The sequence below is a fragment of the Pseudarthrobacter sp. alpha12b genome, assembly GCF_054130495.1.
In genome coordinates, this window is the sequence record NZ_CP196746.1 from 3689270 (window position 1) to 3701793 (window position 12524).

Sequence of the window (12524 nt, forward strand, 5' to 3'; positions counted from 1 at the left end):
GCGCACGGGTCCAGCCCAGCGATGGAAGACAATGGGATGGAAAGAGAATGCGCCGGTGACTTTCGGCTGCGTCTGCAACACTACCCTAACGTGAGGGTTGAGCCGGATTGGTGACGTGATGGTGAAAGAGATGACCGCCGAAGAAGTGCTGGAGACAATGCACATCGGGGAGCTGGCAAACCGTTCGCAGATGTCCCTGCGGACCATCCGCCACTATGACGAGGTGGGCCTGCTCAAGCCGTCCGGCCGCACCGAAGGCGGATTCCGCCTCTACACCGAACGCGACTTCACGCGGCTGCTGTTGATCCGCAGGATGAAGCCCCTGGGCTTCACGCTCGAAGCCATGTCCGGTCTCCTGCGCATCATTGACGCACTGGAAGCTTCCCAGCCCGGCCAGGATGTTACCGGTATCAGGTCTGAGTTGAACGGATTTATCGAAGAGGCAGCGAAGCGCCGCGCCAAGCTGGAAGAACAGCTCGGCATGGCCGACGAATTCCTGGCGCTGCTGCGGGCCAGGTAAGGGAGCCGCTGCCGTTGCCAAACTGTGCCTTCCCGCCCGGCCGTTGCCCGGGGCATCAGTAAGCACGGCTGATAAAATGACCGGGTTGCAGGGCGGCCCATGGCGCCGGTGCAACCAATGCCGTAACAAAGTAGGGGACCACACAATCATGACGGCAGGCGGGTCACACCTTGAGACGTCGGAGAGCCGGCCGGGCAAGCCGGTCGACGCCTCCGCGCCTGCCAAGGGCCGCGCCTACCTGGCAACCCTTGAAGGCTTCATCGGCGCCCTCATGATGTTCGTCGGCTCCATCGGAACCGGATGGATCGCCAACGGTTCCCCCATGATCCGCCAGCCGGTGGTGATCGCACTGCGCACCGAAGGGTGGGGTGTGGCGGTATCCACGGTGCTGCTGACGGCGGGCGCCATGCTCCTGATGCGCTCCTGGCTGCGGCTGGGCCAGCGGCTGGGGGACTGGGGCCAGTCCTCGCTGCGGTCCGTGGTGGTGGCCATTTCCGCCTGGTCCCTGCCGCTGTTGTTCTGTGTCCCGGTGTTTTCCCGCGACGTCTACGCCTACACGGGCCAGGGCCGCCTGGTCCAGGAAGGCCAGAACCCGTATGAGGTGGGCATTTCCACCCTCAACAACTGGTTTGCGCTGGGCGCCGATCCTGCGTGGGCGGAAAACCGGACCCCCTACGGCCCGTACTTCCTGTGGCTTGCCCGCGGCGTGGTGGGGCTGACCGGCGCACAACCTGATGCGTCCGTCCTGCTCTTCCGCCTGCTGGCCGGGATCGGCGTACTGCTCTGTGTCCTCTTTGTGCCAAAGCTCGCCGAACTGCACGGCATCAACGGCGCGCGCGCACTCTGGATCTCCGTGGCCAACCCGCTGTTCCTGATCAGCTTCATCGCCAGCGCCCACAACGACGCCCTGATGGTGGGGCTCGCCGTCGCCGGCGTCTACCTGGCCGCCACCCGCCGCTACCTGCTGGGCATCCTTTTGGTCACCGCCTCGATCGGCATCAAGCCCATCACAGTGCTGCTGCTGCCGTTCATCGGCGTCATGTGGGCCGGCCACGCAGCCTCCTGGCCGCGCAAGTTCCTGATGTGGGGCGCGACGGCAGGCATCAGCTTCGGCGTGCTGGCCCTCAGCGGTGTCCCCTACAACCTCGGCATCGGCTGGACCTGGGCCATCATGGACCCCACCCCCGGTTATACCGGCTATTCACCATCCGGCTTCCTGGGCCAGCAGGTGGAGATGCTCGCCAACGCCCTGGGACTTCCCGGCGGAACCCTGGCCACGTGGCTCCGGACCGCCATGAAGTGGGCCGCCATCGCCCTGGTCCTGCTGCTGATGTTCCGCGGTGACTACTCGCGGGCGGTGCGCCGGATGGCCCTGGCGTTCACCGCCGTCGTAATGCTTTCACCCATCATCCAGCCCTGGTACATCCTGTGGTTCCTGCCCTTCCTGGCCGTCACCGGTATCCGGGACGACTGGCAGATCCGGTCGCTGTACGTGGGCGTGACGTTCTTTGTGGTGTTCGGCGCCCAGGACCAGCTCTCGGTCTGGTCCTTCGTGGAACTGCCCATCGATGCCTCGTCCCTGGCGTTCTTCACGGCCCTGGCTTTCACGTTCTACCTGCTGGTCCTGGACGTCCACACCCGCAAACTGCTCATCGAGGGAAGGCCCTTGGACCTGGCCCGGCGGGGCTGGCAGTGGACGGTGGAACGCCGCGCCGCGCGGCGGAGTGGCCGGGGCGGCCCGCCAAACTGACGCCGCCGCCGTCGAACGCCGCGAAAACCCCTAGGCTCCGGCCGGCACCTGCGCCGAGGCCTTCCTGCCCAGCTCGGCCGTGCGCTTGACGGACCACCAGAGCAGCACCACCAGGAGCACGTTGCGGGTGGTCAGGATGGCCGCCATGACCGGATGGGCGTGGATCAGCGGCGTGTAGAACAGCGGGTAGATCACGAAGGTGGTCATCGCGATGCCCATCAGCAGGGCCGCGGGGACCTTCCAGCGGTCCCAATCGTGCGCCAGTCCTGCGACGATCACCGGCGCCAGCCAGATGATGAACTGCGGCGAGCCCACCTTGTTGAACACGATGAACGCGGTGACCATCATGAGTGAGCCCTCGAGGAACAGCTCCTCCCGCTCCGCGCCGCGCCGCATGGCGCGCACCAGGAGGATGGCCGCCGTGATCGCTGCCAGGACCAGCAGCGGCTGCATCAGGAACGCCGCGGTGCCGGCCCCCGGGCCGTAGACCTCGGTGGAGTTGATGGCCGTGTTGTCAGCCATCTTTGAGCCGGCAATGTGGAACACACTCAGCCAGACCCAGGGTGTGGAGAAGGTGGCCTCGAGCTGCATGCCGCGTTCGCCCTGGTTGAGGAGGAAGTCCATGATGTGCGGCAGGCCGCCGGTCAGCCAGGTGCCCAGGCCCACCACGGCGGTGACGGCAGCGCCGGCGAGGACCACCTGGATCCGCTTGTGGCTGGCGATGACGATGGGAACCAGGACTGCCGCGGGCCATACCTTGATCCAGGTGGCGATGCTGAGCAGGACACCCGCCACCACGGGCCGTTCAGCCGCGTAGAGCAGGGCGATCAGCACGATCGGCGCCGTAATGCCTTCCACCCGGGCGAAGCTCAGGTAGCCCATGAAGACGGTGAAGAACAGCCACCACCAGGCCGGCGCAACCCCGGTCACCTTCCGCGGACCGCGGGTCAGGTAGAGCACGCCGATGGCGTTCAGCGCAGTAATGATCAGGAACCAGACCAGCAGGTAGAGGCTTGGCCCGGCGATGTTGGCAAGGAAGATGGGGATCTGCGCCAGAACCGGGTAGACCCAGGGGCTGATCTTCCCGGTCAGGTCTGCCGGGTTGTAGCCGGCCGTGGCCCACTGACGGTACTGCTCGGTGTCGCTGAACGTATCGCCGTTCAGGAAGAAGGACGCCATCCAGCCCAGAAAGTACAGATGGACGACGGCGAAGCCCCACCAGACGCTGGACGGACGGGCGAACCAGTCTACTACTTTTGCCGGGAGCAGCTTGGTGCGGACGGTCACCAGGCGGTCAAAGAACCTCGTGGAAATCTTAGGTCTCCTTGAGCGCGGGGGCGGGTGCGGAGGTCTTCTTGCCCAGCGAGTACAGGCGCCGGACGCTCCACAGGAACAGGACCACCAGCAGGACGTTGCGGATGGTCAGCACCAGCGCCATCCAGGGGTTGTTGTGGCTGAGGGCGTCGTAGAAGAGGGGGTAGATGAAGTACGTGGCGATGGCGATGGCGATCAGCATCAGCGCCGGGACGCGCCATTCGCGCCAGCTGTGCGCCAGGCCAACGGCGACGGCGGGGCCCAGCCACACCATGAACTGCGGTGAACCCACCTTGTTGAAAACCACGAACGCGGCGGCCAGGGCGAGGGCGCCGGCGAGAAGCAGCTCGGTGCGGTCAACGCCGCCTGCCACCCTGTGCTGCTTGCCGTTGTGGAGCGCCCAGAAGGCCAGGCCTGCCACGAGCAGGGCGGCCAGGACCAGGAGGGGCTGCATCAGGACGGACATGGTGGCGGTACCCGGGCCGTCCACCTGCATGGAGTTGATGTCCGTGTTCATATACATGCGGGAGCCGCCCACGTTCAGGACGGAGAGCCAAAGCCAAGGGGTGGTGAACGTTGCCTCGAGCTGCATGCCCCGGTCGCCTTGCTGGGTGAGGAAGTTCAGGAGCTTGGGGACGCTGCCCAGGGCTGCTGCCAGCGCAACGACGCCCGCCGTCGTCGCGATTCCTGCCAGCACCACCAGCAGGCGGTTCTTGACGACGGCGAAGAGTGCCAGCATGATCGCCGCCGGCCACACCTTCACCCACGTGCCGATGGCCAGCAGGACCGACGCGATGAAGGGGCGCCTGACCCCGTACGCGAGGGCCACCAGGACCAGCGGCGCGGTCAGGCCGTCCACGCGGGCGAAGCCCAGCCAGCCCATCAGGAAGGTGAACGCCAGCCACCACCAGCCGGCGGGGATGGCGTTGGTGTTGCGGCCGCGTTCGGTGAGTTTCAGCAACGCCCAGCCGTTGAGCAGCGTGGTCATGAGGACCCAGAGGAAGAAGAACGGTCCAGGGCCTGCAAGGCCGGCGATGGCCATGGGGATCAGGGCCAGTATCGGGTACACCCAGGGACTGGGACCACCCCGGAGGTTGGCTTCGTTGAATCCCGCCATGGCCCAGTCGCGGTAGATGAAGGTGTCGCTGAACGCCTCGCCGCGCAGGGAGAGTGAAGCCGCGAAGACCAGGAAGACCAGGTGCACTACGATGAAGCCGCCCAGCAGGCCGCGCCCGGTGTTCAGCCCGCCCCGCACAGGGGCAGGGAGGATGACGTTGCGGATCCTGGTCAGATTGCCGAAGAGAGCGTCGGTGGAAATGGCGGAATCCTTGTCAGGTCGTTGCACAGTCAGCGGTCGCGCAAAAATGGCTCGGGTCAGGCCGCGAGGCGGGTTTCAGGGGCAGCTGGAAGCCTTGAAAACCAGCTTCCACTCCTGTCCAACTCTAATTGACGGCGCCTTAAGGCCCTAAATTGTTAGGACAAAGTGAGGGGTGCAAGGCGCTGACCTGCGTCATTTATCTAAAGTTGCTGGCACTTTCCTGCTCGGGCACCATGGTGCGAGGCACGAAAGTGCCCACCGCCTATGCAGCCAGGGGGAGCGCTGGGCGGCGTATGCCCACCCACCCCTCGAAAGACACAGGCAATATCCATGAACTTCCCACTGACCCTCACCGTCTCCGACCGCCAGAGCATGGACCGCGAGCTCGATGCCGCGGTCGCAGCCGCCAAGGCCCACGCGCTGGACGGCAAGAGCCACGGCATCCTGGTTACCCGGCACGGCGTGGACAAGTTCACCGTTGCCCTCAGCGACGCGGTTCCCTTCGGCCTCACCCGCGAACACCAGGCCTGGTAGGGACTCTTTAGTGCTGGCTTAGCTGCCGGAACTGTCCCCTTCTCCGGACACGCGGTTGCTGTTCTGCTGCAGCCGGTCGATGTGCTTTGACGCCTCCGCCTTGCTCAGGTCTGCGGGAAGTTCCTCCCCGGCCTCCCGTGCCAGCGTATCGAGGTAGCTGCGCTGTGCCGCCGTCATGGGTTCATCCCCGGTTACCCAGTCTTCCGGGTCCCTGTTGAGGCCTGCGTTGGGTTCGGGTTCGGGGCTGCCGATGGTTTCCTGGTTGCTGTCGCTCATGCGTACGAGTCTAGGACGGGTCACTGACATTCGGCAGGAGCCGGCTTCCCCACGAGCCGGCTCCCAGCCCTACTTCATTGACGTGCCGGCGCCTTCAAGTCCTTCCCTGCCGGCCGACCGGCGCCAGAGCGGCTCCAGGGCGCCGAGCTCCTCCGGGGTGGCGTTCCGGAACGGCGGTTCTGCGGGGACAGGTGGTTCCTGCACGCCAGTGCGCCGGGTCGCGATCAGGCTCGCGCCGATGGAAATGCCCAGGATGGCAGTAATGACGGCGAGGGAGACCGGCGTCGGGATGTAGTAGACGTCGATCTTGAGCGCCATCTTGATGCCCACCCAAATCAGCACCAGGGCCAGGCCGGCCTTGAGGTACACGAACCGGTGGATGAGGTCCGCCAGCAGGAAGTACATGGCGCGCAGTCCGAGGATCGCGAACGCGTTGGCCGTGAAGACCAGGAAGACCTCATCCGTGACCGCGAAGATGGCCGGGATGGAGTCGACGGCAAAGACGATGTCCGTGACTTCAACGAGCACAAGGACTGCCAGCAGGGGAGTGGCGAGCAGGGCGCCGCTCTTCCGGATGAGGAAGCGCTGGCCGTGGAAGGCATCCGTCATGGGTACATGCCGGCGGAACAGCTTCAACGCCCGCGACTTTCCGGGATCGATGTGTTCATCCCGCTGCTTGAGCATCCGGTAGCCGGTGAAGAGCAGGAACGCCGCGAACAGGTACAGGACCCATCCGGCGCCGGCAATGATGGCCGAGCCCGCCGCGATGAACAGGCCGCGGAATACCAGGGCCCCCAGGACGCCGAAGAAGAGCACGCGGTGCTGGTATTCGCGGGGGACGGCGAAGAACGTGAAGATGATCGCCCAGACAAAGACGTTGTCCACGGCGAGTGACTTCTCGATCAGGTATCCGGCAAAGTACTGCTGGCCGAATTCCGCCCCGTACATCACCCAGACCAGTCCGCCGAAGGCGACGCCGAACAGCACCCAGACCGCCGACCAGGCCGCGGCCTCACGGACGCTGATGACGTGGGCGCGGCGGTGGGCCACGAGGTCGATTGCAAGCATGAGGAGGATGAATCCGATGACAGCGAACCACATCCAAAGGGGCACGTTCATGAGTACCTGCTTCCAGTCAGTAACTACCAACTGGAGGTCTCTCCCGGCCATTGCTGGCCCGTCCACCGGAAGGCGCAGGGGCCTCCGTACTGACGATGGACTGAAGTGGGGGATACTCCCCTCCGTATGAATAATTTACAGAATCCTGGAGACGTTGGGTAGGTAGGAAAGAAAAGATCAACCCGGACCAGGAGAATGACTCGATGGATACCAAACTCAAAGTGGCTGTGCTGGGGACAGGAATCATGGGGGCGGCCATGGCCCGGAACCTGCTGCGGGCTGGACATGAGGTTTCTGTATGGAACCGGGACGCGGCCAAGACGGAGCCTCTGGTTGCTGAGGGTGCCCGGCATGCCGCTACCCCGGCCGAAGCTGTCGAAGCAGCCGAGGTGGTCCTGACCATGCTTTACGACGCTGCCGCTGTGGAAGAAGTCATTCGGGCTGCCGCACCCGGCTTTCGGGCCGGCACGGCCTGGGTCCAGTCCACCACGGTGGGGGTGCGCGATGTGCCCGCTTTGGCGGCCCTGGCCGCGGAGCTTGGCCTGGACCTGGTGGAGGCGCCCGTTTCCGGTACCCGCGCTCCTGCCGAAGCCGGCCAGCTTCTGGTGCTGGCTGCCGCGCCCGATGCTGTGCGCCCGCGCGTGGCGCCGGTCCTCGATGCCATTGGCGCCAGAACCATCTGGACCGGGCAGGACCCCGCGGAAGGGTCCGCCACGCGGCTGAAACTCGTGGTGAACAGCTGGGTCATCGCTGCCTCCAATGCCGCGGGCGAGGTGGTTGCCCTTGCCGAGGCGCTTGGCGTCGATCCGCAGCAGTTCCTCGGCGTGATCGACGGCGGTGGCCTGGACCTTCCCTACCTGCGGACAAAGATGGGCCTCATCATGGACGAAGGCCTGGAGCCTGCTTCCTTCGCCGTGGATACGGCTCGCAAGGATGCCCGCCTCATCGTCGATGCCGCCACCGAACTGGGCGTGAAGCTTGACGGCGCCGAAGCGTTCGCCACCAGGCTTGACCGGGCGGCAGGGCAGGGCCGCGACAAGCAGGACATGGCTGCGGCGTACTACGCCAGCCGGTAGTACGGGCCCCCAGGGGCGCGTGGGATAGCGCTTGCCCGTTGACGTAATGCATGTCGCCTTCTATATTGGATGAATCGATTCAAGAGCTGACGCCTAGGTCCCCCAGGACTGATTCCGGCGCAGACACAGCCACGAACATCTGCTGAATCCAGCGGTTCCGGTTCCTTGCCAATGAAGACGAAGGACATAAGCACCATGAGCACCACCCCCACCCGCATGGCCCCTTCCATGCCAGCTGCTGGAACGGGCCCGCGGGACCCGAGGAAAGCGGCAATGAGCGGCTGGATCGGAAGCGCTCTGGAGTACTACGACTTCGCGCTGTACTCACTGGCTGCCACGCTGATCTTCCCCACCATTTTCTTTCCCGCGGAGAATCCGACTGTGGGGATCATCGCCTCCCTTGCAACCTATGCGGTGGGCTACGTTTCCCGTCCGGTAGGCGCCGTCGTCCTTGGGGCGTATGGTGACCGGCACGGACGCAAAAAGGTGCTCGTCTTCGCAATGCTGCTCATGGGCTTCGCAACCTTCGCCGTAGGGCTGCTGCCCACCTACGGGCAGGTGGGCCTCCTGGCTCCCGCACTCCTGGTGATCCTCCGACTCGTCCAGGGCTTCGCGGTGGCCGGCGAACTCGGCGGCGCCAGCGCGATGATCGTCGAACACTCTCCCGATGCCAGGCGCGGCTTCTTTGCAAGCTTCAGCCTGCAGGGCACCCAGGTGGGTTCGATCCTGGCCACCGCCGTCCTGCTCCCGCTCGCCGCCGTCCTCCCTGCTGACCAGTTCGGCGCCTGGGGCTGGCGCATCCCGTTCCTGCTGAGCGCCGTCGTAATCCTGGCCGGCTACCTCATCCGCCGCCGCGTCCAGGAGCCGCCCACGTACGCGGCGCAGTCCGGGAAGCCTGACACCAAGCGCTTCCCGCTCGTCGAGCTCCTGCGCACCCGCCCGGGAGTCCTGGTCCGCTGCGTCCTCATGACTTTCACCAACGTCATCGGCATGGCCACGCTGATCTTCGGCGTCTCCTTCGCCACCCAGAAGGGCTACGGCAACGGCTTCTCCAGCAGCGAGTTCCTGTGGGTGACGCTGGTGGCCAACATCGCGGCCGTGGTGACCATTCCGCTGTTCGGTGCACTGTCGGACAGGATCGGCCGGCGCATGCTCATGGCTGCCGGCGGCGTCATGGGCGGCCTGCTGGTGACCGGGTACCTGTGGGCGATCGAGCAAGGGAGCCTGCCGCTGGTGTTCGTATGCGTCGTCATTGTGCAGGGCATCTTCTTCCAGATGTGGAACGCCACCTTCGCCACGTTCTTCCAGGAGCAGTTCCCCATGCGGATCCGCGTGACCGGCTTCGCGGTGTCTCAGAACATCGGGCTCATGATCGCGTCGTTCTTCCCGAGCATTTTCACCGCGATCGCACCTCCGGGGTCCACCAACGTGCCGCTCACCATCGGGCTGACCACGCTGGGCATCTGCATGGTCTCCGCGGTGGCCACCCTGATGTCCTCAGACAGCAAGGGCACGTCCCTCGAGGACCTCGAGGCGGAGAAGGGCTAGCTGGGGAAGCGTCCGCGTCACGCAGGGCATGCTTTAGGGGAACGGACGACGGCGGGACCCCGGATTTGCGCGGCTTCCCCGCCGGAGGTGCGCCGAAAGCGTGCCGTGCGTGACGCCGTTTAGTAGACGGAGCCCTCGAGCAACTCGGACAGGCGGCCTGCGGCGCGGCGCAACTCCGGGACCCCGGCCTTCAGGGTGGCCTCGCTGGCCGCTTCCACCGGGCTGGTGAGCGAGATGGATTCGGTGGGCCGGCCCGTCCGGTTGGGTACGGCCATGGCCACCGACACGACGCCGGAGGCCCGCTCGTCGGCGGAGTAGGCGTAGTCGGTTCCGGGTTCCGGGAGCCGCGCGCGCAGTACCTTCGCCGTTAAGGCAGCGTCTTCCTGGCCGGCCGCAACAGCCGCCGCAACGGCTTGCTGGAGTTCGTCATCGGACGCTGACGCGAGCAGGATCTTTCCTGCGGCGCCCAGCGTCAGGGGCAGCCGCTTGCCCAGTGGAAGGTCGTAACGGAGGGGTGCCTCGCCGTCGACGCGGGCCACCAGGATGCGCTCAAAGCCAAGCCGTGAATACAGTGACGCCGTCAGACCCGTCTGCGATGCCACCTGCTGCAGGATGGGGCGGGCGGCAACCACGAGGGGATCGTTTTCCAGGAAACTGCGCGCGGCAGGGAGGACGGCCGGGCCGATCCGGTAGGACTTGTCCGTTTGGCTCACCATTCCGAAATCCTGCAGCACCCGGAGGATCCTCAGCGTGGTGGGCAGGCTCATCCCGCAATTCCGCGCCAGATCACTGAGCCGCTGCGGCCGCTCTGCCCTCTGCAGCTCGGCAAAGACCTCCATGGCCCTCGAGAGGGAGCGCATGTTCGAGGACTTTGGGCCCTCTTCTGCCGGGCCGGCCGTGGTGGAAGTCGTCGTTGCCATTGTTTCATTCTATGTAAGTTCCTTGCGCTTGACAGTCCCTGTGTCTCCTGTCACTATTTCTCAGTACGCAATATAGTTTCATTCTGTGGAATGCAATGACGCGCTGTGAAAAGGAAACTCATGACAACGAAGTCAGTCACGACCGAAGCAGGGAGCACCATCCGGGTCGCCCCCGGTGTGCTGGCGGGAATCGGCGCCTTCGCCGCCGTGGGCATCTATGTCCTGGTCAGCTCGCTCAGCCTGGGGCTCTGGACGTCCCTCGGCCCGGGTGCCGGACTGTTCCCCTTCGCGATGGGGGCGCTCCTGGTTGCGATGTCGGCAGTCTGGCTCCTCCAGGAACTCCGCCGGCCGAGCGCCAAAGGTGACGGTGTGGACAAGGGGGTAGTCATCTCCGTCGTGGCCAGCCTGGTCATCCTGGCCTCCGTGATGGACCTGCTGGGCTTCCAGCTGAGCATGTTCGCGTTCCTGCTCTACCACCTGAAAATCCGGGGACGCCGGGCATGGGTGCCCTCACTGATCATCGCCCTGGCGGGAAGCGTCGGCGCCTTCTACGCCTTCAACTACGGCCTGAACGTGGCCCTTCCCGTGTCGGCATTTACTCCGCTGAACCTGATCGGACTTTAGGCATGGAAACCCTCAACGAACTGCTTGGCGGCTTTGCCACCGCCATGACCTGGCAAAATCTGCTGTTTGCCTTCCTCGGCTGCCTGCTCGGCACCATCATCGGCGTCCTGCCCGGCGTCGGACCCGTCGCCGGCGTGGCACTGCTTATCCCCCTGACGCTCAACCTGGACCCCGCAGGGTCCATCATCATGCTGTGCGCCATCTTCTACGGCACCCAGTACGGCGGCACCATCACCAGCGTCCTGCTGAACACTCCCGGCGAAGCATCCTCGGCCATCACCACCATCGACGGCTATGCGATGACCAAGATGGGGAGGGCCGGAGCGGCCCTGACGCTGGCCGCCGTCGGGTCCTTCGTCGGCGGCACCATCGCCACTGTCGGCCTCGTCGCCGCCGCCAAGCCGCTCGGTGAGATGGGCCTGCTGGTGGGGCCGCCGGAATTCTTCGCGCTCATGGTGGTGGGCATCTCACTGCTGGTCGCATTGGCTGGAAAGTCCATGGTCAAGGCCCTGATCTCGGGCGCCCTGGGCCTGCTCATCTCCATGGTGGGCATCGATCCCGTGGCCGGGGCTCCGCGCTTTACCTTTGGCATCGACAACCTGATGGACGGCGTCAGCTTCGTTGCCGTCATCGTCGGAGTCTTCGGGCTCTCCGAAATCCTCTCCTTTCGCCGGAACGAGCCCACACCGGTGGTGCATGCCCCCGGTTTCCGGCAGCTGTTCCCATCCAGAACGGAATGGCGCCGCAGTGCACCCGCAATGGCCCGCGGCACCGGCGTCGGCTTCGGCCTGGGCCTCATTCCCGGCATGACTGGATCCGTGTCCTCGCTCCTTTCCTACGCCACGGAAAAGCGGTTCTCCCGGTTCCGCCACGAACTCGGCAAGGGCGCCGTCGAAGGCGTCGCCGGTCCGGAGACCGCCAACAATGCCCACGCCAACGCTGCCCTCATCCCGCTGTTCACCCTTGGCATCCCCGCGTCGCCCACCATCGCCGTGCTGATGGGCGCTTTCCTGCAGCAGGGCCTCACCCCGGGACCCAGCCTGTTCACGGAACATTCGGAGATCGCCTGGGCCATCATCGCCAGCCTCTTCATCGGAAACGTCCTCCTGCTGCTGCTGAACGTCCCGCTCGTGGGACTGTGGACCTCCATCCTCCGCGTGCCCACCCCGATCCTGACCGCAGTGATCCTCGTGTTCATGGTCATCGGGGCCTACACCATCAACTTCAGCGTCTTCGATGTCTACGTCATGATCGGCTTCGGCCTCCTTGGCCTTGCACTGCGGAACCTCGACATTCCGCTCGCCCCGATGGTGCTCACGCTGGTGCTGGGGCCGCTGATGGAACGCTCCCTGCGCGAATCGCTGGAAATATCCCAGGGCGACTTCACCGTCTTCACCAGCCGTCCCATCTCCGCCGTGCTGATCGGCCTTGGCCTGCTCATCATCTGCAGCCCCCTGCTCAAACTCCGCAAACCCAAGGCCCTCATGGAGGACCCGGAAGCCTGATTTCCCACCACAACCCGCAT

Annotated in this window: 12 protein-coding genes; 7 read left to right on the plus strand and 5 right to left on the minus strand. The window is 65.3% G+C overall.

The window, feature by feature from the left end; translation table 11 throughout:
- Positions 1 to 118 precede the first annotated feature (118 nt).
- Positions 119 to 520: a MerR family transcriptional regulator gene (locus ACTAQI_RS17020; RefSeq protein ID WP_457951090.1), complete on the plus strand. Its 402-nt coding sequence runs from the start codon at positions 119 to 121 to the stop codon at positions 518 to 520.
- A gap of 148 nt (positions 521 to 668) precedes the next feature.
- The gene (gene mptB, locus ACTAQI_RS17025; RefSeq protein ID WP_457947425.1) at positions 669 to 2270 is read left to right on the plus strand and encodes a polyprenol phosphomannose-dependent alpha 1,6 mannosyltransferase MptB; all 1602 of its coding nucleotides are present in this window, start codon (positions 669 to 671) and stop codon (positions 2268 to 2270) included.
- Positions 2271 to 2300: 30 nt separating this feature from the next.
- On the opposite strand, the gene ACTAQI_RS17030 is transcribed toward mptB, so the two are convergent.
- Positions 2301 to 3557 carry a glycosyltransferase 87 family protein gene (locus tag ACTAQI_RS17030; RefSeq protein ID WP_457947426.1) on the minus strand — a complete coding sequence of 419 codons (1257 nt, stop codon included), beginning with the start codon at positions 3555 to 3557 and terminating at the stop codon, positions 2301 to 2303.
- Positions 3558 to 3585: 28 nt separating this feature from the next.
- Positions 3586 to 4875, minus strand: coding sequence for a glycosyltransferase family 87 protein (locus ACTAQI_RS17035; protein ID WP_457951091.1), 1290 nt, complete (start codon positions 4873 to 4875; stop codon positions 3586 to 3588).
- Positions 4876 to 5232: 357 nt separating this feature from the next.
- On the opposite strand from ACTAQI_RS17035, the gene ACTAQI_RS17040 reads away from it, so the two are divergent.
- Entirely contained in the window at positions 5233 to 5436 is a 204-nt protein-coding gene (locus tag ACTAQI_RS17040; protein WP_457947427.1) for a hypothetical protein, read from the plus strand.
- A gap of 18 nt (positions 5437 to 5454) precedes the next feature.
- Here the strand turns inward: ACTAQI_RS17040 and ACTAQI_RS17045 are convergent, their stop codons facing one another.
- Positions 5455 to 5712 (minus strand): DUF3072 domain-containing protein, encoded by a 258-nt coding sequence (locus tag ACTAQI_RS17045; RefSeq protein ID WP_457947428.1) that lies wholly within the window; start codon positions 5710 to 5712, stop codon positions 5455 to 5457.
- A 69-nt stretch (positions 5713 to 5781) separates the two neighbouring features.
- A complete protein-coding gene (locus ACTAQI_RS17050; protein ID WP_457947429.1) occupies positions 5782 to 6831 on the minus strand; it encodes a TerC family protein in 1050 nt (349 codons plus the stop codon).
- Between the two features lie 203 nt (positions 6832 to 7034).
- On the opposite strand from ACTAQI_RS17050, the gene ACTAQI_RS17055 reads away from it, so the two are divergent.
- Both ACTAQI_RS17055 and ACTAQI_RS17060 read left to right on the plus strand, forming a co-directional pair.
- Positions 7035 to 7907, plus strand: coding sequence for an NAD(P)-dependent oxidoreductase (locus ACTAQI_RS17055; RefSeq protein ID WP_457947430.1), 873 nt, complete (start codon positions 7035 to 7037; stop codon positions 7905 to 7907).
- A gap of 273 nt (positions 7908 to 8180) precedes the next feature.
- Positions 8181 to 9455 (plus strand): MFS transporter, encoded by a 1275-nt coding sequence (locus ACTAQI_RS17060; protein WP_457947431.1) that lies wholly within the window; start codon positions 8181 to 8183, stop codon positions 9453 to 9455.
- A 119-nt stretch (positions 9456 to 9574) separates the two neighbouring features.
- Here ACTAQI_RS17060 and ACTAQI_RS17065 read toward each other — a convergent pair whose 3' ends face one another.
- Positions 9575 to 10375 carry an IclR family transcriptional regulator gene (locus ACTAQI_RS17065; RefSeq protein ID WP_457947432.1) on the minus strand — a complete coding sequence of 267 codons (801 nt, stop codon included), beginning with the start codon at positions 10373 to 10375 and terminating at the stop codon, positions 9575 to 9577.
- A gap of 120 nt (positions 10376 to 10495) precedes the next feature.
- Between ACTAQI_RS17065 and ACTAQI_RS17070 the strand changes: the two genes are divergently transcribed.
- Together ACTAQI_RS17070 and ACTAQI_RS17075 are read left to right on the plus strand one after the other, a co-directional pair.
- On the plus strand, positions 10496 to 10999 hold the full coding sequence (locus ACTAQI_RS17070; RefSeq protein ID WP_457947433.1) for a tripartite tricarboxylate transporter TctB family protein: 504 nt from the start codon (positions 10496 to 10498) through the stop codon (positions 10997 to 10999).
- 2 nt (positions 11000 to 11001) lie between these two features.
- Entirely contained in the window at positions 11002 to 12504 is a 1503-nt protein-coding gene (locus ACTAQI_RS17075; RefSeq protein ID WP_457947434.1) for a tripartite tricarboxylate transporter permease, read from the plus strand.
- The last annotated feature ends 20 nt before the right edge of the window (positions 12505 to 12524 follow it).

Excerpts from the sequence above, each read along its gene's own strand:
- ACTAQI_RS17065 (WP_457947432.1), bottom strand. The coding sequence starts at position 10,375 with ATGGCAACGACGACTTCCACCACGGCCGGCCCGGCAGAAGAGGGCCCA.
- ACTAQI_RS17020 (WP_457951090.1), top strand. The coding sequence starts at position 119 with ATGGTGAAAGAGATGACCGCCGAAGAAGTGCTGGAGACAATGCACATC.
- ACTAQI_RS17050 (WP_457947429.1), bottom strand. The coding sequence starts at position 6,831 with ATGAACGTGCCCCTTTGGATGTGGTTCGCTGTCATCGGATTCATCCTC.
- ACTAQI_RS17075 (WP_457947434.1), top strand. The coding sequence starts at position 11,002 with ATGGAAACCCTCAACGAACTGCTTGGCGGCTTTGCCACCGCCATGACC.
- ACTAQI_RS17040 (WP_457947427.1), top strand. The coding sequence starts at position 5,233 with ATGAACTTCCCACTGACCCTCACCGTCTCCGACCGCCAGAGCATGGAC.
- ACTAQI_RS17055 (WP_457947430.1), top strand. The coding sequence starts at position 7,035 with ATGGATACCAAACTCAAAGTGGCTGTGCTGGGGACAGGAATCATGGGG.
- mptB (WP_457947425.1), top strand. The coding sequence starts at position 669 with ATGACGGCAGGCGGGTCACACCTTGAGACGTCGGAGAGCCGGCCGGGC.
- ACTAQI_RS17045 (WP_457947428.1), bottom strand. The coding sequence starts at position 5,712 with ATGAGCGACAGCAACCAGGAAACCATCGGCAGCCCCGAACCCGAACCC.
- ACTAQI_RS17060 (WP_457947431.1), top strand. The coding sequence starts at position 8,181 with ATGAGCGGCTGGATCGGAAGCGCTCTGGAGTACTACGACTTCGCGCTG.
- ACTAQI_RS17070 (WP_457947433.1), top strand. The coding sequence starts at position 10,496 with ATGACAACGAAGTCAGTCACGACCGAAGCAGGGAGCACCATCCGGGTC.